The following is a 24,574-nucleotide window of genomic DNA, read 5'->3' as shown; positions in this document are numbered from 1 at the left end:
GCTCCACTCGGACGCCCGATGCAGTAACGGCTCCGGATCCTTGATCCGGTCGTGCTGGCCCAATAACAAAGGCCGGGACTTTTTCAAGTCGTCATCAAGCTGCAGGGTCCAGAGCGCGTCGAAAGAGCCAAGGCCATGACGCTCAAGGTGCGCATGGTCTTCAGCGGCCAGAAAATCAGTCATTCACGCCCCTCGAAAAATCTCACCACATGCCGGATCCGCTTTTTATCCGCAGCGGTGAGGCGGGTCCTTTGCCTGTATTGCAGGTAAAAGCGCAGGCGCTGGGTCGCCGACAGGTGATACTTGGCAACCTTGTCGAGACACGCCAGGTCCTTGGTAATACGGTACTTGAGCCAGAAACCGCGCCAGAAATCCCCATTGGGGCAGTCGATCAGAAACAGTCTGGCCTGATCGTCGATCAGCAGGTTGCGCCACTTCAGATCGTTATGGGTGAACCGGTGATCGTGCATGGTCCGGGTGTAGTCGGCCAATTGACGACTGACCGCGTCGACCCAGGCACGGTCCGCAAGCTTCGGATCGCGCCGGTTGGCCAATACCGACAGGTCTTCGGTATGCGGCAATTCACGCGTGATCATTGCCCCACGATCATAGGCCGCGCCGCGTCGCTCCAGCCCCCACGCCACCACCTCGGCAGTGGGAATGCCCCACTTGGCGAAGCGCTTGAGGTTCTGCCACTCCATCTTCACCCTCGGCTTGCCGAGGTAGCGACGCAGGCCTTTGCCTGCACCGACATAGCGCTTGACGTAATAGTTGACGCCATTGCGCCGAATGCGAATGACCTCGGACAGCGGATCGAGGGTCAGCTGCTCGCCTTTGAGCGCAAAAACGGCATCAAGACTACCGAAGTCATCTGCCAGGTCGCTGTAAGCCGGTTCCAGTTTCCAGGCCGACATCAGAGCGCATCCCCGTAGCGCTGTTTACGCTCGTAAAGCTTGTTGGCCTTGCCTTCAAGCCACGCCAGCAGCGGGCCTTCTTCCGCCAGGATCTGGCGCAGCGGTCGCTGGAAATAACCTTTGAGGAAGCGCAGTTTGTCGCGCCGGGTCAATCCGATGTCCAGCGCCGAGAAATACAGCGCCGCCAGATCCTTGTCGCGCCAGCGCCGGGTGATCGCCGGTCGGGTCTGGGCGCGGTGCAGGTCGATCACCGAGAGCTTGAAGTCATCTGCGGTCACCGGTTTGTCGGTGTGCAGCAGGAAGTGACAGATGTAGCAGTCGCGATGGTTGACCCCGGCGCGGTGCATCATGCCGGTCATGCGCGCCACTTCGGCGATCAGCGCACGCTTGAGCCGTGGCTCGGGCGGCTGCTTGACCCAATCGAGGCTGAAATCTTCGAGACTGACAGTCGGTGCCAGTTCTTCGGTGACGATGAACGAGTGCTGGTCTGCCGGGTTGCTGCCCTTTTCGCCGTAAGCCACGGCGGTCATGGTCGGGACCCCGACTTCCTGCAAACGCTGGATGGCTTTCCACTCCTGGCCCGCGCCGAGCACCGGTAATTTGGCGGTGAGCAGGTTCTTGAAGATTTCGCCCCAGCCGATGCCACGGTGAATCTTCACGAAGAACCCGTTGCCGTCCACTTCAGTGCGCAGGGTGCGGCGAGCCTCCAGTTCGCGGTACACCTCGCCCTGCAGCCCCTCGACTTCGGCGAACGGGTCGCGTCCGGCCCAGAGGCTCTTGAACGGTTCAGCCAGCATCAACTTCATTCAGCGTGCTCCGCCAGAATCACATCAGCCGCGTGCTGCGGCATGCTATAGAGGTCGGCCGTCTCGGCGAAGGCCACACCATTGCGGCTCCAGGCCGCCCGTGCCTGAGCGTCATTCAGCATGCCGGTCAGGTACTGGTTCAACTGCGATTGATCGAACGGCTCATCCAGCACCAGGCCGGCATCGGCCTCGGCAATGTAGTGGGCGTAACCGCATACCGCACTCACCAGCACCGGCAACCCGGCCACCAGCGCCTCAAGCAGCACGGTGCCGGTGTTTTCGTTGTACGCCGGGTGGATCAACAGATCGGCACCGAGCAGGAAACGCGGAATATCGCTGCGCCCCTTGAGGAACGTCACGTTGTCGCCGAGCCCCAGCGTGGCACTTTGCATCTGGAATAACTTGGGGTCGTCCTGACCAATTACAAACAGCCGGGTGCGTTTCTTCAGATCAGCGGGCAATGCCGCCAAAGCCTTGAGGCTGCGATCCACACCCTTGGTCTTGAAACCGGAACCGATCTGGACCAACAGCAGCTCATCATCCTTCAAGCTGAATTCGGCTCGGAAGCCGGCGCGGATGTCGTCCGCATCGGACGGGCGTCGCCGGTCCTGGGCAATGCCCGGTGGCAGCAGGTGGAAGCGCTTGAGCGGCGTGTCGTAGTGCTTGATGAACAGCGGCTGCTGCACTTCGGAAATCATCAGGATCTCGGTCTTGGCATCCCTGGCAAACACCGCGCGTTCGTACTCGGCAAAGTGGCGGTAACGCCCCCAGCGCCGGTACAGCGAATTACGCAGATTCTGCGCCTTGTCTTCGAAGCAGCCGTCGGCGGCGTAGTAGACATCCAGGCCCGGCATTTTGTTGAAGCCGATCAAACGGTCGACCGGACGCTTGGCCAGGTCCGCCTCCATCCACGCGCTGAGTTTTTCGTTGCGCCGATGGTTGAACAAAGCCTTGACCGGCGCTACCAGCACTTCGAAGCCCGGCGGCACGTCGCCTTCCCAGATCAACGTGTAGACGCGAATCTGGTGCCCACGCTTTTGGCACTCCAGGGCAATGCGCATGAAGTCGCGCTGCAAGCCGCCAAAGGGAAAATATTTGTACAGGACAAATGCCAATTGCATCAGCGCAGCTCCTCAGCCAGTAACAACGTGCTCAGTCGGCTCGCGACACGCTCGGGATTCAGACGCGTGAAGCACAGCGGCCACTCGCGTTTCAGGTCAAACCGACGGGCGTCTTCGGCCGTCGGTTGATAGGTGCATTTTTTTTGCAGGCAAGGCGCGCAAGGGAAGTCGCTGGCGATGTGGATCTGCGACTTGCCATAGGCGCCGGTCAGGCCAGGATTGGTCGGGCCGAACAGTGACAGCGTCGGCACATCCAGTGCAGCGGCCAGGTGACCCAGGCCGGTGTCCACTGCCACGCAGGCCTGTGCGCCGGCCAGCGCTTTGCCGACACCGGCCAGATTCAGTTTGGGCAGCACTTCGACGTGCTTCATGTCTTTGGCAATGCGCTCGGCGCGGGCCTTCTCGATGGCATTGCCCCAGGGCAACTTCACCCCGACGCCCAGATAACCGACACGTTCGGCCAGCTCGCGCCAGTAGGCTTCGGGCCAGTGCTTGGTGTCCCAAGTGGTGCCGTGCAGAAACAGCACGTAGGGGTTCTTGCGCGGCAACTCCACCAGGCGCTCGACACTCAGGCCGTAATCGCCCAGGCCCTTGGGCAGGTCGTAGCCGAGGGCGATGGCGAACAACTGGCGAACTCGCTCCACCGCATGCTGGCCACGGGCAACCGCCAGGCGCCGATCATAGAAACGCGCAGCGATCGGCTCGCGTGCCGAGCTCTTGTCCAGGCCGGCCACCGGCGCCTTGACGTAACGGGTCAGCCAGGCACTTTTCAGCAGCCCCTGGGCATCAATGACCAGGTCGTACCGGGTCGCACGAACGCTTTGCTTGAAACGCTTCCACTCGCCACTCTTGATGGTTTGCCAGATGTTCTTGCGCCAGCGACGGATCGCCACCGGAATCACCTTGCCCACCGCAGGGTGCCAGGTCGGGATCTCGGCGAACCCCTCCTCCACCACCCAGTCGAATTTGATGCCGGGAATCGCCCGCGCCGCATCGGTCAACGCCGGCAACGCGTGAATTACGTCGCCCAGCGATGAAGTCTTGATCAGCAGTACCCGCAAACTATTGAACCTCGACCACAGTGCCCTGCAACCGCTGCAAGGCTTCGTTCACTGCCTGCGGCATGAGCTGGCGCAGGCAGTTGTAATGGCCGAATCGGCAAGTGCGATCGAAGCAAGGGCTGCATTCGATGCCCAGGCGCACGATTTCGACGTGCTCGGCCAGCGGCGGCGTAAAACCCGGCGAAGTCGAACCGTAGACTGCCACCAGCGACCGGTTCAGTGCGGCGGCGACGTGCATCAGGCCGGAATCGTTGGACACCACCGAGTCGGCGCAGGACAGCAGATCGATCGCCTCGGCCAGCGAAGTGCCGCCACTGAGGTTCACCGACTCTTCACGCAAACCGGGAATCAGGCGCGAACGAATGTCTTCGCCCACGGCATGATCGTTTTTCGAACCGAACAGCCAGACTTGCCAACCCTCGCGGATTTTCGCTTCGGCAACCTTGGCGTAGTGCTCCGACGGCCAGCGCTTGGATTCGCCAAACTCGGCGCCCGGACACAGCGCCAGCACCGGACGATCGAGGGCCAGACCGAACTTGGCCAGTGCCGCTTCGCGGGTCACCGGGTCGATCTGCAGGCTCGGTCGCGGGTAAGGTTTGGGCAATTCGACACCCGGCTCGTGCGCCAGGGCCATGAAGCGCTCGATCATCAGCGGGTAACGTTCCTTGTCCAGCGTGCGCACATCATTGAGCAGGCCGTAACGGAATTCGCCGCGCCAACCGGTGCGTTTGGGGATGCCGGCGAAAAACGGCACCAGCGCCGACTTCAGGGAATTGGGCAACAGGATCGCCTGGTCGTACTGGCCGGCCAGGGATTTGCCGATACGCCGACGCGTCGCCAGCTCCAGCACGCCGTGACCAAGCGGAAAGCTCAGGGCCTGGCGGACTTCGGGCATGCGCTCAAGAATCGGCCGGCTCCACTCGGGGGCCAGCACGTCGATTTCGCATTGCGGGTGGCGTTGCTTGAGACACTGAAACAGTGTCTGCGCCATCACCATGTCACCGACCCAACTGGGCCCAACGATCAGAATTTTCATGTGGTTTCCAAAACGATCCGGGGAGGCTTTACGCCTCCCCGCCTCGAGAATCTCTGCAGGGGCAACGCATGCTTGCGATGGGTCATCACTTTCAACATTGCTGTCGACTGTCACTCCGCTATCGCGAGCAGGCTCGCTCCCACATTGGGTATGGGTGCCTCAATCTACACATCACCACTAATCCCTGTGAGAGCGAGCCTGCTCGCGATGAACCTGAGGACTGCGCGGGGTATCAGGTTAGCCGAGTCATCGTTAACCACCATCGCGAGCAAGCTCGCTGCTACAACCCCAGCTCTTTCCAGATCCGCATGACCTGTCGCCGTTCGTCCGCGAACTGGTCGCCGGGAATCACCCCCGGGTCCTTCTGCAAGGCCTGCCGGTGGGCGGCGGAGCGGTACGCCTTATAGGCTTCACGCAACAGGCTGGTATCTTCGGCGGGCATCAGGCCTTCGTGTTCCAGCTCTTCCAGAATCCGGATATTGTCCGTCCAGCGCAGCAATGCCGGGTGTGTTTCGGACCACGCCAGGGCCGCGTATTGCACCATAAATTCAATATCGACGATACCTCCGGCGTCCTGCTTGAGATCGAACGGCGCCGTGGCCTCGAAGGCATTTGCCCCGGTGCCGGCGGCGGTGCTCTTGCTGCCGAGGTTGTCGCGCATCTTGGCGCGCATCTCGCTGACCTCCTGGCGCAGGGTCGGCAAATCACGTGTTTTGCCCAGGATCGCCGCGCGAACCTGTTCGAATGCGCGGCCAACATCCTCGCTGCCCACCAACACCCGGGCCCGCACCAATGCCTGATGCTCCCAGGTCCAGGCTTCATTTTCCTGATAGCGGGCAAAAGCCCCCAGCGAACTCACCAGCAACCCCGCCGCACCTGACGGTCGAAGGCGCATATCCACTTCATAGAGTTGACCGGAGTTGGTCTGGGCCGTCAGCAAGTGAATGATCCGTTGCCCCAGGCGGGTAAAGAATTGCGCCCCATCGATAGGCTTCGGCCCGTCGGTCTCCGCTTGCGGATCGCCATCGTGGATGAACACCAGATCCAGGTCCGAACCATGCCCCAATTCCAGGCCGCCGACCTTTCCATAACCGACAATGATGAAGCCGGGATCGCACAACGTGCCGTCGCTGCGCAGCGGCGTACCGTACTTGGCCACGGTCTGACGCCAGGCCAGGGCCAGCACTTGCTCCAGAATCGCTTCGGCGAGCCAGGTCAGGTAATCGCTGACTTTCATCAGTGGCAGGCTGCCGGCGATTTCCGACGCAGCAACCCGCAAGCGGTGCGCCAGTTTGAAATGGCGCAAGGCTTCCATTTGCTGTTCGAGGTCGTCCTCGGGGATTCGCGTCAGGCGCTCGCGCAATTCGGCGGCCAATTCCGGCGCCAGGGGCGGTTTGAACAGCCGGCCTTCGTTGAGCAGCTCGTCGAGCAGCAACGGGAAGCGGGTGATCTGTTCGGCGATCCACGGGCTCGCTGCGCACAAGGTCAGCAGGCGCCGCAAGGCACCGGGGTTTTCGGTCAACAGCACCAGATAGGCCGAGCGGCGAGCCACGGCTTCCACCAGTGGCAGCACCCGTTCCAGCACCAGATCCGGGTTAGCGTGCTCCACGGCCTGAGCCAACAGCCGCGGGATAAATGCATCGAGGCGCTCGCGCCCCAAACGCTGCATGGCCCGCAGTTGCGGACTGCCACGCAGGCTGGCCAGGGCTTTCAGCGCCTTGGGCGCATCGCTGAAACCACCCTCCTGCAACTGGCGACAGGCCGCTTCTTCATCCTGAGCCTCTTCCCACAGGGGTAGCCACTCACCACCGACCACCACTTCGCTTTCGGCATCGTCTTCGTCGGGATCGGCGATCACCTGGGCGAAGTGCCAGGCAATGCGGCCACGCCAGTACATCAGTTGCTCATGAAAAGCCGCCCAATCGGCGAAGCCCAACATAAAGGCAATGCGTGCCTGATCCTGCTCGCCATCGGGCAGCATCTGCGTCTGGCGGTCGGCAATCGTCTGGATCGCATGTTCGGTGTAACGGAGGAATTCGTAGCCTTCGCGCAGCTCGCTGATCACCGCCGGCGGCAAGTAACCCTGACCTTCCAGCGTGCTCAGTACCTTTAATAGTGGACGTTGCTGCAGGCTCAGGTCGCGCCCACCGTGAATCAACTGGAAAGCCTGGGCGATGAACTCGACTTCGCGGATGCCACCAGAGCCCAGCTTGATGTTGTCGGCCATGCCCTTGCGCCGCACTTCCTGCTGGATCAGTTGCTTCATGGTGCGCAACGCTTCGATGGCCGAGAAGTCCAGATAACGCCGGTATACGAAGGGTCGCAGCATCTCTTGCAGTTGCGCACCGGCCACTTGATCGCCCGCCACCACCCGCGACTTGATCATCGCGTAGCGTTCCCAGTCGCGACCCTGATCCTGATAGTACTGCTCCAGCGCGTTGAAACTCAGGACCAGCGCGCCCGCCGAACCGTACGGCCGCAGGCGCATGTCGACACGGAACACAAAACCGTCGACGGTCATCGGGTCCAGGGCCTTGATCAGGCGCTGCCCAAGGCGGATGAAGAATTCCTGGTTATCCAGCGGACGTTTCACACCGACGGTTTCGCCGCCCTCGGGGTAAGCGAAAATCAGGTCGATGTCCGACGAAAGGTTGAGTTCCACCGCACCAAGCTTGCCCATGCCCAGGACAACCATTTGCTGCGGCTGGCCACTGCGTCGACCGGTGGGTACGCCGAACTGCTGGCAATGGCGCGAGTACAGCCACTGATAGGCCTGATCGATGCTGGCGTCAGCCATGTCCGACAGGTCGCGGCAGGTCTGCACCAGATCGGCCTGGCGGGTCAGGTCACGCCAGATAATCCGTACCTGATGACGGGCACGTTGACGGCGCAACGCGCGACCGAGCTGTTCTTCGGTCTCGGCGGCGCTCACCGCTGCCGCAATCTGCGCACACAACTCGCCGGGAGCGAAGTGGCGGTCGAGTTCGCCAGACTGCACCAGGTCCAGCAACATCAAAGGGTCACGAACACTCTGTTCAATCACGAAATCGCTGGCGGCGGTCACGCGGGCAAACTGTGCCCAGCGATCCGGGGTCCAGGTGGAGAGGCCATGGTCATCATCCAAAGCACCGACGGCGGTACGGAACGACTGCTCGGCACGGGTGACAAACGGCAGCAGAACGGAGGGCAGTTCGGCGAGCGAAGGGAGGCTCATGGTCTATCCTTGATCGGCGTGTATTGGGCTGCATGTAGTGAATCTTGCAAACACACTACCTGGAGGACTGTCGAACAAAAGTTAGAAATAGCTGAAAATTCTATTTTTTTGGCATCCAGCATCAAGCTTTCACCTTTTACGATTGGAAAAAGACCAACCTTAACGATTATTCTCACAACGCAGCCGGGGGCCACAAGCCGCTCATCTGTAGTTTTACTACTCGTATATACATTAGCAAGGCTGAAATGCCGGAAGATTTGTAGTAAAACTACACACCGCCGGAACAACCTATCGGCAATCCAAGAATTCATAACGTCTGCCCACAAGGCCAGTCGCTAACTCAGGCAACCGATTCTGGTAGCCTTTCCGCCCTGGAGCAAGCCATGCAAGACCTCGATCCCGTCGAAACCCAGGAATGGCTGGACGCCCTGGAATCGGTTCTCGACAAAGAAGGCGAAGACCGTGCTCACTATCTGATGACCCGTATGGGTGAACTCGCGACCCGCAGCGGTTCGCAGTTGCCTTACGCCATCACCACGCCTTACCGCAACACGATCCCCGTTACCCACGAAGCACGCATGCCTGGCGACCTGTTCATGGAACGCCGCATTCGCTCGCTGGTGCGCTGGAACGCGATGGCCATGGTAATGCGTACGAACCTGAAAGATTCTGACCTCGGCGGTCACATCTCCAGCTTCGCTTCCAGTGCGACCCTGTATGACATCGGCTTCAACTACTTCTTCCAGGCCCCGACCGACGAACACGGCGGCGACCTGATCTACTTCCAGGGCCACACCTCGCCAGGCGTTTACGCCCGTGCATTCATGGAAGGCCGCATCACCGAAGACCAGATGAACAACTTCCGCCAGGAAGTCGACGGTCAGGGCCTGTCGTCCTACCCGCACCCTTGGCTGATGCCTGACTTCTGGCAGTTCCCGACCGTATCCATGGGTCTGGGCCCGATCCAGGCGATCTACCAGGCACGCTTCATGAAGTACCTGGAAGCCCGCGGCTTCATTCCTGCCGGCAAACAAAAAGTCTGGTGCTTCCTGGGCGACGGCGAGTGTGACGAGCCGGAATCCCTGGGCGCGATCTCGCTGGCTGGCCGCGAGAAGCTCGACAACCTGATCTTCGTCATCAACTGCAACCTGCAGCGCCTCGACGGCCCGGTTCGCGGCAACGGCAAGATCATCCAGGAACTCGAAGGCGTGTTCCGCGGTGCCCAGTGGAACGTGAGCAAAGTCATCTGGGGCCGTTTCTGGGACCCGCTGCTGGCCAAGGACGTCGACGGCATCCTGCAACGTCGCATGGACGAAGTCATCGACGGCGAGTACCAGAACTACAAAGCCAAAGACGGCGCATTCGTGCGTGAACACTTCTTCAACTCGCCGGAACTCAAGGCGATGGTTGCAGACCTGTCCGACGACGAGATCTGGAAACTCAACCGTGGCGGCCACGACCCGTACAAGGTCTATGCGGCGTACCACCAGGCGGTCAACCACAAAGAACAACCGACCGTCATCCTGGCCAAGACCATCAAGGGTTATGGCACCGGTGCCGGCGAAGCGAAGAACACCGCGCACAACACCAAGAAAGTCGATGTCGACAGCCTGAAGTTGTTCCGCGACCGCTTCGACATTCCGGTCAAGGACGAAGAGCTGGAAAACCTGCCGTTCTTCAAGCCGGAGCCAAACAGCGCCGAAGCCCGTTACCTGAGCGAGCGCCGTGCCGCACTGGGCGGTTTCGTGCCACAGCGCCGCGCGCAAAGCTTCAGCGTACCGACGCCGTCCCTCGATACCCTCAAGGCCATCCTCGACGGCTCGGGCGACCGTGAAATCTCCACCACCATGGCCTTCGTGCGCATCCTGGCGCAACTGGTCAAGGACAAGGAAATCGGCCCGCGCATCGTTCCGATCATCCCGGACGAAGCCCGTACCTTCGGTATGGAAGGCATGTTCCGTCAGTTGGGCATCTACTCGTCCGTTGGCCAGCTCTACGAGCCAGTCGATAAAGACCAGGTGATGTTCTACAAGGAAGACAAGAAGGGCCAGATCCTCGAAGAAGGCATCAACGAAGCGGGCGCCATGAGCTCCTTCATCGCTGCCGGTACTTCGTACTCCAGCCACAACCAGCCAATGCTGCCGTTCTACATCTTCTATTCGATGTTCGGCTTCCAGCGTATCGGCGACCTGGCCTGGGCCGCTGGCGACAGCCGCACCCGTGGCTTCCTGATCGGCGGCACCGCCGGCCGTACCACGCTGAACGGTGAAGGCCTGCAACACGAAGACGGTCACAGCCACCTGCTGGCTGCCACCATCCCGAACTGCCGCACCTACGATCCAACCTACGGCTACGAGCTGGCGGTGATCATCCAGGACGGCATGAAGAAGATGACCGAAGAGCAACAGGACGTCTTCTACTACATCACCGTGATGAACGAGTCGTACCAGCAGCCAGCCATGCCGGCCGGTGCCGAAGAAGGCATCAAGAAAGGCATGTACCTGCTCGAAGAAGACACCCGCGAAGCGGCGCACCACGTTCAGCTGATGGGCTCCGGCACCATCCTGCGTGAAGTCCGCGAAGCCGCGAAGATCCTGCGTGAAGAGTTCAACGTCGGCGCCGACGTATGGAGCGTTACCAGCTTCAACGAACTGCGTCGCGATGGCCTGGCCGTTGAGCGCAGCAACCGTCTGCACCCTGGCCAGAAGCCTAAGCTGAGCTATGTGGAAGAGTGCCTGAACGGCCGTAAAGGTCCGGTCATCGCCTCTACCGACTACATGAAACTGTTCGCCGAGCAGATCCGTCAGTGGGTACCGTCCAAGGAATTCAAAGTCCTGGGCACCGACGGTTTCGGCCGCAGCGACAGCCGCAAGAAACTGCGTCATTTCTTCGAAGTCGACCGTCATTTCGTGGTGTTGGCAGCCCTGGAAGCACTGGCTGACCGTGGTGACATCGAACCTAAAGTGGTGGCCGAGGCCATCGCCAAGTTCGGTATCAACCCGGAAAAACGCAACCCACTGGACTGCTGAGGAGAGATTCTGTGAGCGAACTCATTCGCGTACCTGACATCGGCAGCGGTGAAGGTGAAGTAATTGAACTGTTTGTGAAGGTCGGCGACCGTATCGAAGCCGATCAGAGCATCCTGACGCTGGAATCGGACAAGGCGAGCATGGAAGTCCCTGCTCCCAAGGCCGGTATCATCAAGAGCCTGAAAGTGAAGCTCGGCGATCGCCTGAAAGAAGGCGACGAATTGCTGGAGCTGGAAGTCGAAGGTGCCGCTGCGGCGGCCCCTGCGGCTGCCGCCGCGCCTGCTGCAAAAGCGCCAGCTGCACCGGCGCCTGCCGCCGCTGCTCCAGCGCCGGCCGCAGCACCTGCTGCCGCTTCGGTTCAGCAAGTGCACGTGCCGGACATCGGTTCGTCGGGCAAGGCCCAGATCATCGAGATCCAGGTCAAGGTCGGCGACACCGTCGAGGCTGATCAGTCACTGATCACCCTGGAATCCGACAAGGCGAGCATGGAAATCCCGTCGCCTGCCGCTGGCGTGGTCAAGGCCATCAGCGTCAAGCTCAACGACGAAGTCGGCACTGGCGACCTGATTCTGGACCTGGAAGTGGCGGGTGCTGCGGCACCGGCTGCGGCCGCTCCAGCCCAGGCAGCTGCACCTGCCGCCGCAGCTCCAGCGCCAGCCGCTGCTGCTCCGGCCGCACCGGTGGCCGATAGCGTTCAGGACATCCACGTGCCGGACATCGGTTCGTCGGGCAAGGCCAAGATCATCGAAGTCCTGGTCAAGGCCGGCGACAGCGTCGAAGCCGACCAGTCGCTGATCACCCTGGAATCCGACAAGGCGAGCATGGAAATCCCGTCGCCTGCCGCTGGCGTGGTGGAAAGCGTTTCGATCAAGCTGGACGACGAAGTCGGTACCGGCGACCTGATCCTGAAGCTGAAAGTCAAAGGCGCCGCCCCGGCCGCTGCTCCGGCACCGGCCGCAGCTGCACCGAGCGCTCCGGCCGCGGCTGCCGCTCCTGCCGCCGCCGCACCGGTTGCTGCCCCGGCCGCGGCTCCAGCCAAGCCTGGTGCCAAGGTTCACGCCGGCCCGGCCGTGCGCCAACTGGCCCGTGAATTCGGTGTCGAGCTGAGCGCCGTGGGCGCTAGCGGTCCGCACGGTCGCATCCTCAAGGAAGACGTGCAGGTTTACGTCAAAGCCATGATGCAGAAGGCCAAGGAAGCACCGGCCGCTGCTGCCGGCGCAACCGGTGGCGCGGGCATCCCGCCGATTCCGGTCGTGGACTTCAGCCGCTTCGGTGAAATCGAAGAAGTGCCGATGACCCGCCTGATGCAGGTCGGCGCCGCCAACCTGCACCGCAGCTGGCTGAACGTGCCACACGTGACGCAATTCGACTCGGCGGATATCACCGAACTCGAAGCGTTCCGTAACGCTCAGAAAGCCGTTGCAGAGAAGGCCGGCGTCAAGCTGACCATCCTGCCGCTGCTGCTCAAGTCCTGCGCGCACCTGCTCAAGGAACTGCCGGACTTCAACAGTTCGCTGGCTCCAAGCGGCAAGGCGATCATCCGCAAGAAGTACGTGAACATCGGCTTCGCCGTCGACACCCCGGATGGCCTGCTGGTACCGGTCATCAAGAACGTCGACCAGAAGAGCCTGCTGCAACTGGCCGCCGAGGCCGCTTCCCTGGCTGAAAAAGCCCGGACCAAGAAGCTCTCGTCGGACGAGATGCAAGGCGCCTGCTTCACCATTTCCAGCCTCGGCCACATTGGCGGCACCGGCTTCACGCCGATCGTCAACGCGCCGGAAGTGGCGATCCTCGGTGTTTCCAAAGCGACCATCCAGCCCGTCTGGGATGGCAAAGCCTTCCAGCCGAAGCTGATGCTGCCGCTGTCGCTGTCCTACGATCACCGTGTGATCAACGGCGCCGCGGCTGCACGCTTCACCAAGCGTCTGAGCGACCTGCTGGCGGACATCCGCACCATCCTGCTGTAACACCGGACGGCCCTCCTTTCCCGGAGGGCCAGCCGCGTTTCGTTTTCCGAGCGCCACGCTCGTACCTCAACCCCGCCAATTTGGCGGGGCTTTTTTTGCCTGCGATTTTTAATCGAAAAGAATGCCTTCCTACATTTGTGGCTGATATCGCCCACAACTTGAATCCATTTCGGCTCGATATTTTTTAGGGCCAAATAACTAGCCTTAGTTGCGAGGTTACCGAGCAAACCCAACTAAAAACTTATTGACTCAATCAGCGCAAAGCCGAATGGACTCGAATATGTTCAAACCAACCGTTGGCCCCATTATTGGCCACACCACGACCAATCACGTACGCATATTCCTGCGCGCAGATAAACAAAAGGATGCGCCGGTATTTGCCGGCATTCGCTATCGGCGGCTTGGCGAAGAACACTGGTCAAAAGGCATTTTCGCCAAGCTCGACAGCGCGCGCGACATGTCCGAAGTGATGACCCTCAACGATCTTGCCGCCGACACCGACCATGAATATCAGGCCGGCTGGTTCAGCCCCATGAGTCCGGTGCACACCGTAGAAACAGTTCAGGAGCTGCCGCTGCAATGGCCGCGACAGATCCACCGCTTCCGCACCCGCTCCAGCCAGCAGACCCTGCCCAGAGCCTACATAGTGGGGTCTTGCCGTTATCTGCGCATCACCGCGGGCATCGCCTCCGCGCCTCATGTGGGCGACAGGATCTTTGCCTCGATATCCAATTTGCTGGAACAGGCCGAGCCGCCCGTCAGCGCGATGTTATTGACGGGTGATCAGATCTACGTCGATGACCTGAACTTCGTTGCCCCCGACCGGGAACTCAAGGACATTCTTCACAAGTATCGCGTGGCGTTCTCACAGCCGAACATTGCAACATTAATGTCAGGACTGCCCACTTACATGATCCTTGATGATCATGAGATCGAAGACAACTGGCCAGCCAACAAAAACAAATCCGATGAGTTGTTATATGCCAATGCAATGAAGGCCTATGAGCTCTATCAAGCCAGCCATAGTCCGGCCCACGAACTTTCTTCCACCGGTCAAATAAACAGGGAACTTCACAAGTATTGGTATCAGTTCACGGAAGGCGATATCGAATGGTTTGTCACCGACAGCAGAACCCGACGCAACCTTTCGGCCGCCGACCGACGCATCCTGGATGTCGAGCAGGAACACGCGCTGTGCACATGGCTGATCAACAGCCCGGCCCGCGTCAAATTCGTGGTCACCAGCGTGATGTTCTACCCTGACTGCAAGCGCTCGGACGATGACGCCTGGCAAGCCTTTCCCGAGCAACGGCTGCGACTGCTGGAGACGATTCGCACGCACCGCATCAAGAATGTGATTTTCGTTTCCGGTGACGTCCACGGCTCGCTGACCAGCCGCCTGACCCACAGCGAAGACCCGGACTTCGAAGTCCACACCATCGTCTCGTCACCGCTGTGCAACAGCAAAATGCTGCCCTACGCCAAGGCCTCCACCTTCATCCTCGATCAACCCCTGGCCCGAACCGCGGCGGGCGATTATCAGCATGAATTGACGGGCGAGGTGATCAGCCAGGATAACTTCGCGCATGTGATCGTCGATACCGAACAGATTCAGGTGCGTTATCACGATCGGGATGGCAACCTGCTGCAATCGACCGGCATTGAATTGCATCAGGGCTGAAAGCGGCAAGCAGGATGACTTTTTGCGCTATTAACTGAAGAAATCCGCGCTTCTGCCGAGATATTCTTATAGCACTTGGCCTTCATGTCTCTTGTCAGTCGGTGTCGCAATGATGCAACCTTGCCGCAGGCAACAGTAAAGGGGCGAGAGCCCGGCGCGTTCAGCAAATTCGAAGCGAGTTTCCCTCAATGAAAAGCCAACCCGATGCCGCCAGCCGTATGGTGGCCGAGGTAGTGACGCAGTTGCCTGTGCCCTCGCGGCTCGGCATGCTGCGTTTCGAACGGCTGAATGAGCCAAGCTGGGCGCTGCTGTTTCTTGATCCCAATTGCGAACGCCAGTTCGGCCTGCCGGCCATGGAGCTGTGCGCTCTGGTCGGCTCGCCCTACGCCAGCCTGATGGAGCCGGAAGCGCGCTATCAACTGCACGATGCCATCCAGCAACAACTGAGCGAGCACTCGCATTATCTGATCCGCTACACCCTGCACACCGCCACCGGCTCGCTGAGCCTGCTGGAAATGGGTGAACCCTTCAAACAACACAATCGACACCTGCTGCGCGGTTACCTATTGGTGATCGACGGCTTGTTCGAAGACGATCCCCTGCTGCCGGCGCTGGATCTGGAAACCCGGAACTCGCGCCTGCAAATTGCCCTGGAACTCAACCAGCGCGCCCAGCAGGAACAACTGCAGCATCTGGAACGGGCACGTGCCCAGCAGGACCTGATCCTGCTGCTGACCCGCCAGCGCTACAGCAGCAACAACTCCCTGAAAGAAGCCGCCGAGCTGATTACGCGCAGTGCCTGTGACATCTACGAAATCGACTGCGCCAGCCTGTGGAACCTCGAAGGTTCGATGCTGGTGCCCATCTCGGCCTATCACCGCACCCGCGAGGAATACCTGCTGCCGGCGCCCATCGACGTCAGCCATTTCCCCGATTACCTCGACGCCTTGCACACCGGCCGCGCCATCGACGCCCATAACGCCATTCACGACCCGCGCACCCGGGAAATGGCCGAAAGCCTGCGCCCGCGCAATGTCAATGCGATGCTCGATGCCAGCATCCGCGTCGATGGCCAGGTGGTCGGCGTGCTGTGCCTGGAGCAAACCGGTGCCACCCGTGCCTGGCAGTCGGACGAAATCGCCTTTGCCGGCGAACTGGCCGATCAGTTCGCCCAGGTCATCAGCAATCACAACCGGCGCACCGCCACCAGCGCCCTGCACCTGTTCCAGCGCGCGGTCGAGCAAAGTGCCAACGCCTTTTTGCTGGTCAATTGCGACGGTGTGGTCGAGTACGTCAACCCGAGCTTCACCGCAATCACCCAATACAGCACCGAAGAAGTCCATGGCCAGCGGCTGTCGGAACTGCCGGCCCTGGAAAACCTCAGCGAACTGCTGTTCGACGCGCCCTCGGCGCTGGCCAAGAGCAACAGCTGGCAGGGCGAATTCAAGAGCCGGCGCAAAAACCTCGAACCCTACTGGGGCCAGTTGTCGATTTCCAAGGTCTATGGCGACAACCGCGAGCTGACCCATTACATCGGCATCTATGAAGACATCACCCAGACCAAGCTCGCCCAGCAACGCATCGAGCGCCTGGCCTACACCGACAACCTGACCAACCTGGGCAATCGTCCGGCGTTCATCCGCAACCTCGACGAACGCTTCGCCCGCGACACCGATACCCCGATCAGCCTGTTGCTGGTGGACATCGACAACTTCAAACGGATCAACGACAGCCTCGGCCACCAGACCGGCGACAAACTGCTGATCAGCCTGGCCCGACGCCTGCGCAACAGCCTTATCCCAAGCGGCAGCCTGGCGCGTTTTGCCAGTAACGAATTCGCCGTGCTGCTGGACAACAGCGACCTCTCGGTGGGCCAGCAAGTGGCCAATCAACTGCTGGCGACCCTCGACAAACCGATGTTCGTCGACAACCAGTTGATCAGCGTGACCGGCTCCGTGGGCCTGGCCTGTGCACCGCTGCACGGGCGCGACCCGCAAACCCTGATGCGTAACGCCGGCCTGGCGCTGCACAAGGCCAAGGCCAACGGCAAGCATCAGGTGCAAGTATTCACCGAAGCCCTGAACGCCGAGGCCAGCTACAAGCTGTTTGTCGAAAACAACCTGCGTCGCGCCCTGACCCAGAACGAACTCGACGTGTTCTACCAGCCCAAGCTGTGCCTGCGCAGCGGTCGCCTGCTGGGAATGGAAGCGCTGCTGCGCTGGGATCACCCGGAAAAAGGCATGATCCGCCCAGACCAGTTCATCAGCGTCGCCGAAGAAACCGGCCTGATCATTCCCATCGGCAAATGGATCGCCCGCCAGGCCTGCCGCAAGAGCAAGGAACTGACGGCTGCGGGGCTGGGCAATCTTCAAGTGGCGATCAACCTGTCGCCCAAACAGTTCTCCGACCCGGACCTGGTGGCCTCGATCGCCAATATCCTCAAGGAAGAAGCCCTGCCCGCGCACCTGCTGGAGCTGGAACTGACCGAAGGCCTGCTGCTGGAAGCCACCGAAGACACCCACCTGCAACTCGACCAGCTCAAGCGCCTGGGCCTGACCCTGGCCATGGACGACTTCGGCACCGGTTATTCGTCGCTTAGTTACTTGAAAAAATTCCCGATCGACATCATTAAGATTGATCGAAGCTTCATCCACGAAATCCCGGACAACCAGGACGACATGGAAATCACCTCCGCGGTGATCGCCATGGCCCACAACCTGAAAATCAAGGTCGTGGCTGAAGGCATCGAGACGGCCCAGCAGCTGGCCTTCCTGCGTCGCCATCGTTGTGACGTTGGCCAGGGCTACCTGTTCGACAGACCAATCCCGGGCTGCGAGCTGATCGAAAAGCTCAAACGCTACCCGCGCGGCCCGATCGCCTGACCTGCGGCCCCCATGGACCTGTAGGAGCGAGCTCCTACAGGGTTAGTGCGTAAATGGCCGGTATTGGGCACACTGGCGATCTGATTATTTACATCTCAACCTGACTGAGAGGACTGATAATGGTTCTGCGCTCGGAAATTCTGGTGAACAAAAACGTGCTCCCTACTAAAGAACAAGCTCTGCCCGGCCGCGAAACCCCGATCAAGGTGCCGGACGAACACTTCGTCAACCACAACCCGCTGCTGGGTCCGTTCCCCGGCAACGTCGAATTCGCCATCTTCGGCCTGGGCTGCTTCTGGGGCGCGGAGCGTCGGTTCTGGCAGCGTGAAGGCGTGTACAGCACCGCCGTGGGTTATGCCGGCGGTTTCACGCCAAACCCGACCTACGAAGAAGTCTGTTCGGGCCTGACCGGCCACAGCGAAGTCGTGCTCGTGGTCTACGAGCCGGAAAAAGTCAGCTACGAAGAGCTGCTGAAGATGTTCTGGGAATTGCACAACCCGACCCAGGGCATGCGCCAGGGCAACGACATCGGCACCCAGTACCGCTCGGTGATCTACGCCACCAAACCAGAGCAACTGGAAGCGGCGAAGAAGAGCGCTCAAATATTCCAGGCCGAACTGACCAAGGCCGGCAAAGGCACCATCACCACTGAAATCGATGAAGCCCCGACCTTCTACTACGCCGAGGCGTATCACCAGCAATACCTGGCGAAAAACCCTGAAGGCTATTGCGGGATTGGCGGTACGGGCGTCACCTGCCCGATTTAATCGGCCAACAAACCTGTAGGAGCGAGCCTGCTCGCGATGGTCGTTAACGATAACGCGCACTTTCTGATTTAACGCGTTGCCTTTGCGTCCATCGTCGGAACGCCGCCCGGAGCAATCTCGCTCCTACAGGCACAGAATCAACTCTCGGCAATCAACCAATCCATGCGCCACCCGCCCTGGGTCTGACCAAGCTTCTCGGACAACCACGGCAGCAACTCACGCAACTCTTCCTCCAGCCCCCACGGCGGATTGGCAATCGCCAGCCCGGAACCGTTCAGGCTGTTCGGCGTATCCAGCGGATGCACCAGCAGCTCCACCCGCAGCAACTTCGGCGCGCCCGAACCGGCCAGATCCTGATAAAAGCGGCGTAGCGCACGCTGATCCTTCACCGGGTACCAGATCGCCGCCACGGTTTGCCGCATCCGGCCAATCGCCTCTTTCAGGGACGCCGCGCAACGCTGCATCTCATCGAGCTTCTCGAACGGCGGATCGATCAACATCACCGCACGCTTCTCTTGCACCGGCAACATCGCACGCGGCACATGCCAGCCTTCGCCCAGGTGTACCTTGACCCGACGATCACCGGCCATGTTGTCCTTGAGCAGTACGCCGTCTTCCGGGTGCTTCTCATTGAGCAGCACGCGATCCTGCGCACGGGTCAGACGCCGCGCCAGCTCCGGCGAGCCCGGGTAATAGCGCAACTGCCCATCCGGGTTCATTTCGTGCAGCACCTGCATGTAATCGGCGGTCAGGATCGGCAGATCCGGCTGATCCCACAAACGCGCGATGCCCTCCAGGTACTCACCGGTACGACTGGCCTGATCGCCCTGAAGGTCATACAGACCAATGCCGGCGTGGGTGTCGAGATAGGCAAACGGCTGCTCCTTGCGCGACATCAGGGCGATGAGGCGGGTCAAGGTCAGGTGTTTGAACACATCGGCGTGATTGCCGGCATGGAAGGCGTGACGATAATTCATGGCTGCTCCTGCGAAGGCCGGGAAGTTTACCTTTTACCGGCCGGCAAGTCAGGGGTTGGCGACAGAGTGGTTCACCCAACCACTGTGGCGAGGGAGCTGGCTCCCGCTGGGTTGCGAAGCGACGCCAAGACCTGCCAATCGTGTTTCAACCGACACACCGCACGCTCCCTCGCCACCGAACCGTGCTCGATGCTACTGCGCAGGCCGAGCCCGCAACCGCCGCCCAACCACATCCAGCACATCGCAGCCATCGCGCAACGAAATGGCGCAGAGCAAGGCGAAGTCACTGAGGATGAACGACTCGCACTCGATCGAACCGCGCATGGACAGGTTTTCAAGCACCTGGGTGACGGCGCGAATGCGGTGATTGGCCGCGTCATACAAAACATCGAGTGGCGCGTGGGTGTCGACGAACAGGGTGGGCATGTCGCTGCAGTTGCTGGTCAATGCCATGAAGCGGTTGTCGGGATGGGCGGTCGGTTTTTCGTAGGGGGGATCGGGATGTATGGTTTTCATTTTTTAACCTCTGGTAGAAGCGGGGCTACCATCGGCCTTCCTACGGGCTTGGGTGGCAGCCATACGCGGGGTAGGAATATCGAGACCAGAGAACTCGACCACGCCGAAGCGTGCCCGCGCACAGCCGCCGCAACAGATCTTACGGACGCACGTTAGTGGCCGCAAATCAGGTGTCGACGCCAAAGCGTTTCAACTGGTCTTGAAGGGTTCCTACACCCCACCACTGAATGGTCAGTGACCGCCAAAGACTACCCATGAAACCCACGCGCCAACAGTTCACGGAAACCGTTACGTTTTGAAGGAAATGTCCGAAGACCTTGCCCGGAAAATTCGCAGCGGCCCCCATCCACTAAAGAGATGTGAGACTGCCAGGTAGTCATTGCGCGAAAACATGCGTTTGTTCGTGGCGCCTGCCGGGGGCGTGCTCATCGATTGTCCTTGGGTTACAGGTCAATCGCGCCGGGGCGATCCTCGCCGAGCGAGCTGTTTTTGATCAGGTCGCGGCAGCCATGGGCATGCGCCATCACGCCAACTCCCGCTCCGCCTGCGCGACCAGCTCCGCCTCGCGTTCGGCGATGGCGGCTTCCAGTTCCGGGGAGCGTTTGGCCCACTGCTCCGGAGGCAGTGGTTTTGACCATTCGATGATGTCGGGATAGGACAGGTCGGGCGGCGGGTACAGCTTTTTCCTTTGCAGGTAGGTGGCGAGTGGAGCATTGAAGATAAATATGCCGAATATTCCTTCCCACAGCACTGTTAAAAACCAGCCGCGTTCTTTGGCTTTATCGTTCAGGTAATCGATGTAGTAACGCAGGTTGGCGCCGGAGTTAAGCGCCGCAGCCTCCGGTGCGGCTTCCGGACCAACCTCCATGTAGCTACGCATACACTCCCACAACGCCATTGCCGTGGTGCCGCCGCCGCAGTTGAAGCCCAGTGAAAAATGCTTGTTGTCTTCCTTGGCCTGCGGGTCCGGATTTTCGAAACCAATGATCAACAGACCCATGGTGGCTCGACCAGCCTGACTCACCGACGACTGCTGGGTGGCGGCGGCGGTCACGGTTTCCCATGGGACGATCCAGTACTCGCCATCGTCGCGCGGGACACAGACTTCTCGGCGTTGGCGATTGAAGCGCACGGGGAGCGGGACTTCGCGGAAGAGGCCTTGGATTATAAAAATGGCTGGGATACCAGTGATCACCCCTCCCCCGATAAGAGTAAAGGTGCTCAGTTCAGGTGAAATGTTTCTGAGTCCATAAGCCAGAGATAAAAACAACATCACCCCCGGCCACAACACCATCACCGCCGAACCGATGCTGTAGCTGCCAACATCCAAAAACACCTCGTTTTTGCGCCAGATGACGTTGAGCACATCGGAGGGTTTTCTACCCGTGGGGATGGGCAGCGGCGCCAGGTAGTCATTGCGCGAAAGCAGCCGTTTTTTCGTGGTACCTGCCGGCGGCGTGCTCATCGTTTGTCCTTTGGTTGCAGGTAAATCGCACCGGGGTTGCCCTCGCCGAGCGGGTAGTTCGGAACCCGATCCAGTTCAGGCGTCGGGTCCGCCCAGAGTGCGATCACGCCCGTTGAGTGATTGAGGGTAAAGGCCAGCCCTCGCTCGCCGCCGATGAAGCGTTGGGCGCCAAGCATGGCGGTCAATGGCGTGCGATAGCGCACACGCAGGGACACCGTGGCGGGTTGGGAGCTCAGGACATTGTTCAGTGTGTTGAACGGGTCGCTCAGGCGCAGGCCCTGGGTATGCGCCATCACGCCAACTCCCGCTCCGCCTGCGCGGCCAGTTCCGCCTCGCGTTCGGCGATGGCGGCCTCCAGTTCCGGGGAGCGTTTGGCCCACTGCTCGGGAGGCAGGGGTTTAGACCATTCGATGATGTCGGGATAGGGCAGGTCGGGCGGCGGGTACAGCTTTTTCCTTTGCAGGTAGGTGGCGAGTGGAGCATTGAAGATAAATATGCCGAATATTCCTTCCCACAGCACTGTTAAAAACCAGCCGCGTTCTTTGGCTTTATCGTTCAGGTAGTCGATGTAGTAACGCAGGTTGGCGCCGGAGTTAAGCGCTGCAGCCTCCGGTGCGGCTTCCGGACCAACCTCCATGTAGCTACGCATACACTCCCACAACGCCATCGCCGTGGTCCCGCCGCCGCAGTTGAAACCCAGTGAATAGTGCTTGTTGTCTTCCCTGGCCTGCGGGTCCGGATTTTCGAAACCAATGATCAACAACCCCATGGAGGCTCGACCAGCCTGACTCACCGACGACTGCTGGGTGGCGGCGGCGGTCACGGTTTCCCACGGGACGATCCAGTATTCGCCATCGTCGCGCGGGACGCAGACCTCTCGGCGTTGGCGATTGAAGCGCACGGGGAGCGGGACTTCGCGGAAGAGGCCTTGGATCAAGATCAGTATCGGAATGCCCAAAATAACCGCCCCCAGGATCAAAATACCTTGGCTTAAATCAGGGTCGAGATTTCGCGTGAAGAACGACATGGCTAAAAACAGCATCACCGAAGGCCACATCACCATCACCGCCGAGCCGATGCTGTAGTTGCCAATATCAATAAACACCTCGTTTTTGCGCCATATGACGTTGAGCACATCGGAGGGTTTTCTACCCGTGGGGATGGGCAATGGCGCCAGATAGTCATTGCGCGAAAGCAGCCGTTTTTTGGTGGTACCTGCCGGCGGCGTGCTCATCGTTTGTCCTTGGGTTGCAGGTAAATCGCGCCGGGGTTGCCTTCGCCGAGTGGGTAGTTCGGAACCCGATCCAGCTCAGGCGTCGGGTCCGCCCAGAGTGCGATCACGCCCGTGGAGTCATTCAGGGTAAAGGCCAGCCCTCGTTCGCCGCCGATGAAGCGTTGGGCGCCGAGCATGGCGGTCAGTGGCGTGCGATAGCGCACACGCAGGGAAACCGTGGCGGGTTGGGAGCTCAGGACATTGTTCAGTGTGTTGAACGGGCCGCTCAGGCGCAGGCCCTGGCCTTCCTTGAACGGCATCCACTGGCAGGCGCTGCTGGCCAGCCAGTGCGGCGTCAGGTCGCGCCAGCGACGCGGTAGTTTGAAATGGCCGGTACGGCTGTTTTTGATCAGGTCGCGGTAGTCCTGAGTATCCACCGGATCACCGACCATGCTCAGTTCCAGGTAGACACTGTCGGGCTCGGCACCTGGCAAGTCGAGGGTCAGGTGATTGATGGAACTGAAGTACTCGAGGCGGGAAGGGCCATTACCATGGTTGGACTTCACGTTGCTTTCCATGCTGACCCGCGGCGCATAGAGGATGAAGTACAGCCGGTCGAGCTCATCCTGCTGGGCCTTGGGCGGGATAGGCTGCAGATCCTTGGCCCGCGCCTTTGACCAGCAGCAGCGGTTCAGGAAGTTTTGCAGCGGGGTTTGCTGCAGGAGGCTGGTGATCAGGTGCAGTACACCAAGCATGAGAATCAGCCAGTTCAACGGTCCCATGTACAGCGTGTAACGCAAGATGGCGACATCAACGGTAATTGACCCTGCCAGGGCACGAGCGGTGTAGCCAAACCCTAACAGCGCTTGAGTGCCGAAGGTCGCTATTTGTCCACCGACCACGGTTTGGCGCATCTCCAACCACGGGTCGACTAGGCTTTGGGCGCTCTCCAACTGAATTTGTAAGGACTTGAACTCTGTGAATGCCGCAGCGGCTGAAAATCCACCGATCACTCCACCAAACAGAGTAAGTGCAGGTGCCGCTGAGCCATAGAAGTGAAATCGATCCCGCCCCAACCCCTTCCGTACCTGACTATCAACCACTGCCACCAACGCCGCCCCCGCATACAACGTCGCCGAGACCGTGTCACGAACCCGCCGGCTGTCCATCCCCTCCAGCACCCCGGCCTGACTCAAATAGTTATTTGCATTGACCACGTTCAACAACAACGCCGCCAACGGCACCACCCCACCGCTGTTGACCACCACCGGCGATTGGGTAATCCACCCCATCTGCCCGGCACCAATGGCCTTGCCGGTCGCCCTGGCCCAGTGGCCCAGCGCTTCGGCCTGCTGGCCCACCAGCTTCGCCACTGACCGGCCCGCCTCGGTGACAATCTGCAAGCGCGTGTCGTTGCCCAGGCGCGCGGCGACAAAGATGCCCATCCAGGAACGACCGAGGCCGTTGTCACCCTTGAGCAGCAACAGCGCCGCCGCCAACCGGTTGACCAGCACGCTCCATTGGCTGCCGACGTCACGGGCCATGTTGGCGATGTCGCGCAGGGTCGGTTCGCTCAATGGCGCCAGCGCCTGATGGGTCGCGCTGAGGTTGTCGGAGGCCAGGGCGGCCGTCAGCTCGCTCAGGCGCGAAGCGCTGTTCACGGCCGCATCGATGGAGGGTGTCCAGGCGTTGAACAGTTGCTTCAGGGCGCCGCCGTCAGGGGCACGGATGTAGTCGGCGTATTGTTCGGCGCCCTGGGCGCGGAGGCACTGGGCGCTCAGGCAGCCGGTGGCCAGTTCGGTCAGCCAGCGGCGCGTCTCCCGGTCGTCGTAGTCGACAAACCAGGTGCCGCTGTGTGAGCGCTTGAGGTACAGGCCCCGGTCGGCGAACAGCGCGGTATGACGCTGTTCCAGTTGCTGGTAATG

At 60.6% G+C, this 24,574-nt stretch carries 17 protein-coding genes and 1 pseudogene; 5 read left to right on the top strand and 13 right to left on the bottom strand.

The window, feature by feature from the left end; genetic code table 11:
- Positions 1-93: 93 nt before the first annotated feature.
- The 7 genes and pseudogenes from ACVWYU_RS27805 to glnE form a co-directional block, all read right to left on the bottom strand.
- Positions 94-183 (bottom strand): annotated as a pseudogene (locus tag ACVWYU_RS27805) (lipopolysaccharide kinase InaA family protein); the annotation flags it as partial.
- The gene (locus tag ACVWYU_RS27800; protein WP_457374199.1) at positions 180-914 is read right to left on the bottom strand and encodes a lipopolysaccharide kinase InaA family protein; all 735 of its coding nucleotides are present in this window, start codon (positions 912-914) and stop codon (positions 180-182) included. The pseudogene ACVWYU_RS27805 and the gene ACVWYU_RS27800, both read right to left, overlap by 4 nt.
- Positions 914-1,720, bottom strand: a complete 807-nt coding sequence (gene rfaP / locus ACVWYU_RS27795; RefSeq protein WP_090328385.1) for a lipopolysaccharide core heptose(I) kinase RfaP — start codon at positions 1,718-1,720, stop codon at positions 914-916. Before rfaP ends, ACVWYU_RS27800 begins: the two co-directional genes overlap by 1 nt.
- Positions 1,717-2,841: a glycosyltransferase family 4 protein gene (locus ACVWYU_RS27790; protein WP_247258046.1), complete on the bottom strand. Its 1,125-nt coding sequence runs from the start codon at positions 2,839-2,841 to the stop codon at positions 1,717-1,719. The genes rfaP and ACVWYU_RS27790 overlap by 4 nt, the downstream gene beginning before the upstream one ends.
- Positions 2,841-3,902: a lipopolysaccharide heptosyltransferase I gene (gene waaC / locus ACVWYU_RS27785; protein ID WP_247258045.1), complete on the bottom strand. Its 1,062-nt coding sequence runs from the start codon at positions 3,900-3,902 to the stop codon at positions 2,841-2,843. The genes ACVWYU_RS27790 and waaC overlap by 1 nt, the downstream gene beginning before the upstream one ends.
- Position 3,903: 1 nt before the next feature.
- Complete coding sequence (waaF, locus tag ACVWYU_RS27780) at positions 3,904-4,938, bottom strand: lipopolysaccharide heptosyltransferase II (RefSeq protein WP_457374198.1); 1,035 nt, start codon at positions 4,936-4,938, stop codon at positions 3,904-3,906.
- A 280-nt stretch (positions 4,939-5,218) separates the two neighbouring features.
- Positions 5,219-8,152, bottom strand: coding sequence for a bifunctional [glutamate--ammonia ligase]-adenylyl-L-tyrosine phosphorylase/[glutamate--ammonia-ligase] adenylyltransferase (glnE, locus tag ACVWYU_RS27775; RefSeq protein ID WP_248915297.1), 2,934 nt, complete (start codon positions 8,150-8,152; stop codon positions 5,219-5,221).
- 383 nt (positions 8,153-8,535) lie between these two features.
- On the opposite strand from glnE, the gene aceE reads away from it, so the two are divergent.
- The 5 genes from aceE to msrA all read left to right on the top strand — a co-directional run bounded on the left by aceE (position 8,536) and on the right by msrA (position 18,478).
- Entirely contained in the window at positions 8,536-11,181 is a 2,646-nt protein-coding gene (gene aceE, locus ACVWYU_RS27770) for a pyruvate dehydrogenase (acetyl-transferring), homodimeric type (RefSeq protein ID WP_090328371.1), read from the top strand.
- An 11-nt stretch (positions 11,182-11,192) separates the two neighbouring features.
- The gene (gene aceF / locus ACVWYU_RS27765) at positions 11,193-13,148 is read left to right on the top strand and encodes a dihydrolipoyllysine-residue acetyltransferase (RefSeq protein ID WP_457374197.1); all 1,956 of its coding nucleotides are present in this window, start codon (positions 11,193-11,195) and stop codon (positions 13,146-13,148) included.
- Between the two features lie 280 nt (positions 13,149-13,428).
- Positions 13,429-14,829: an alkaline phosphatase D family protein gene (locus ACVWYU_RS27760; RefSeq protein ID WP_457374222.1), complete on the top strand. Its 1,401-nt coding sequence runs from the start codon at positions 13,429-13,431 to the stop codon at positions 14,827-14,829.
- A gap of 188 nt (positions 14,830-15,017) precedes the next feature.
- Complete coding sequence (locus tag ACVWYU_RS27755; protein ID WP_457374196.1) at positions 15,018-17,711, top strand: putative bifunctional diguanylate cyclase/phosphodiesterase; 2,694 nt, start codon at positions 15,018-15,020, stop codon at positions 17,709-17,711.
- A 119-nt stretch (positions 17,712-17,830) separates the two neighbouring features.
- Positions 17,831-18,478 (top strand): peptide-methionine (S)-S-oxide reductase MsrA, encoded by a 648-nt coding sequence (gene msrA, locus ACVWYU_RS27750; RefSeq protein WP_247258040.1) that lies wholly within the window; start codon positions 17,831-17,833, stop codon positions 18,476-18,478.
- 137 nt (positions 18,479-18,615) lie between these two features.
- On the opposite strand, the gene ACVWYU_RS27745 is transcribed toward msrA, so the two are convergent.
- The 6 genes from ACVWYU_RS27745 to ACVWYU_RS27720 all read right to left on the bottom strand — a co-directional run.
- Positions 18,616-19,455 carry a 23S rRNA (adenine(2030)-N(6))-methyltransferase RlmJ gene (locus ACVWYU_RS27745; protein WP_457374195.1) on the bottom strand — a complete coding sequence of 280 codons (840 nt, stop codon included), beginning with the start codon at positions 19,453-19,455 and terminating at the stop codon, positions 18,616-18,618.
- Between the two features lie 192 nt (positions 19,456-19,647).
- Positions 19,648-19,971, bottom strand: coding sequence for a hypothetical protein (locus tag ACVWYU_RS27740; RefSeq protein WP_248915295.1), 324 nt, complete (start codon positions 19,969-19,971; stop codon positions 19,648-19,650).
- A gap of 523 nt (positions 19,972-20,494) precedes the next feature.
- Complete coding sequence (locus ACVWYU_RS27735; RefSeq protein WP_457374194.1) at positions 20,495-21,436, bottom strand: DUF6708 domain-containing protein; 942 nt, start codon at positions 21,434-21,436, stop codon at positions 20,495-20,497.
- A complete protein-coding gene (locus ACVWYU_RS27730; protein WP_457374193.1) occupies positions 21,433-21,729 on the bottom strand; it encodes a hypothetical protein in 297 nt (98 codons plus the stop codon). Before ACVWYU_RS27730 ends, ACVWYU_RS27735 begins: the two co-directional genes overlap by 4 nt.
- Positions 21,729-22,670: a hypothetical protein gene (locus ACVWYU_RS27725; protein ID WP_457374192.1), complete on the bottom strand. Its 942-nt coding sequence runs from the start codon at positions 22,668-22,670 to the stop codon at positions 21,729-21,731. Before ACVWYU_RS27725 ends, ACVWYU_RS27730 begins: the two co-directional genes overlap by 1 nt.
- On the bottom strand, positions 22,667-24,574 hold a 1,908-nt coding region (locus tag ACVWYU_RS27720; protein WP_457374191.1), incomplete at its 5' end, for a toxin VasX. The genes ACVWYU_RS27720 and ACVWYU_RS27725, both read right to left, overlap by 4 nt.

Source organism: Pseudomonas sp. TE12234, assembly GCF_054061835.1.
Note: the sequence above shows the minus strand (reverse complement) of the source record. Positions and strands in the feature narration are given on the sequence as shown.

What these genes read in the sequence shown, in the direction of transcription:
- ACVWYU_RS27800 (WP_457374199.1), bottom strand. Translation starts at nt 914, where the DNA reads ATGTCGGCCTGGAAACTGGAACCGGCTTACAGCGACCTGGCAGATGAC.
- rfaP (WP_090328385.1), bottom strand. Translation starts at nt 1,720, where the DNA reads ATGAAGTTGATGCTGGCTGAACCGTTCAAGAGCCTCTGGGCCGGACGC.
- ACVWYU_RS27790 (WP_247258046.1), bottom strand. Translation starts at nt 2,841, where the DNA reads ATGCAATTGGCATTTGTCCTGTACAAATATTTTCCCTTTGGCGGCTTG.
- waaF (WP_457374198.1), bottom strand. Translation starts at nt 4,938, where the DNA reads ATGAAAATTCTGATCGTTGGGCCCAGTTGGGTCGGTGACATGGTGATG.
- glnE (WP_248915297.1), bottom strand. Translation starts at nt 8,152, where the DNA reads ATGAGCCTCCCTTCGCTCGCCGAACTGCCCTCCGTTCTGCTGCCGTTT.
- aceE (WP_090328371.1), top strand. Translation starts at nt 8,536, where the DNA reads ATGCAAGACCTCGATCCCGTCGAAACCCAGGAATGGCTGGACGCCCTG.
- ACVWYU_RS27760 (WP_457374222.1), top strand. Translation starts at nt 13,429, where the DNA reads ATGTTCAAACCAACCGTTGGCCCCATTATTGGCCACACCACGACCAAT.
- ACVWYU_RS27755 (WP_457374196.1), top strand. Translation starts at nt 15,018, where the DNA reads ATGAAAAGCCAACCCGATGCCGCCAGCCGTATGGTGGCCGAGGTAGTG.
- msrA (WP_247258040.1), top strand. Translation starts at nt 17,831, where the DNA reads ATGGTTCTGCGCTCGGAAATTCTGGTGAACAAAAACGTGCTCCCTACT.
- ACVWYU_RS27745 (WP_457374195.1), bottom strand. Translation starts at nt 19,455, where the DNA reads ATGAATTATCGTCACGCCTTCCATGCCGGCAATCACGCCGATGTGTTC.
- ACVWYU_RS27740 (WP_248915295.1), bottom strand. Translation starts at nt 19,971, where the DNA reads ATGAAAACCATACATCCCGATCCCCCCTACGAAAAACCGACCGCCCAT.
- ACVWYU_RS27735 (WP_457374194.1), bottom strand. Translation starts at nt 21,436, where the DNA reads ATGAGCACGCCGCCGGCAGGTACCACGAAAAAACGGCTGCTTTCGCGC.
- ACVWYU_RS27730 (WP_457374193.1), bottom strand. Translation starts at nt 21,729, where the DNA reads ATGGCGCATACCCAGGGCCTGCGCCTGAGCGACCCGTTCAACACACTG.
- ACVWYU_RS27725 (WP_457374192.1), bottom strand. Translation starts at nt 22,670, where the DNA reads ATGAGCACGCCGCCGGCAGGTACCACCAAAAAACGGCTGCTTTCGCGC.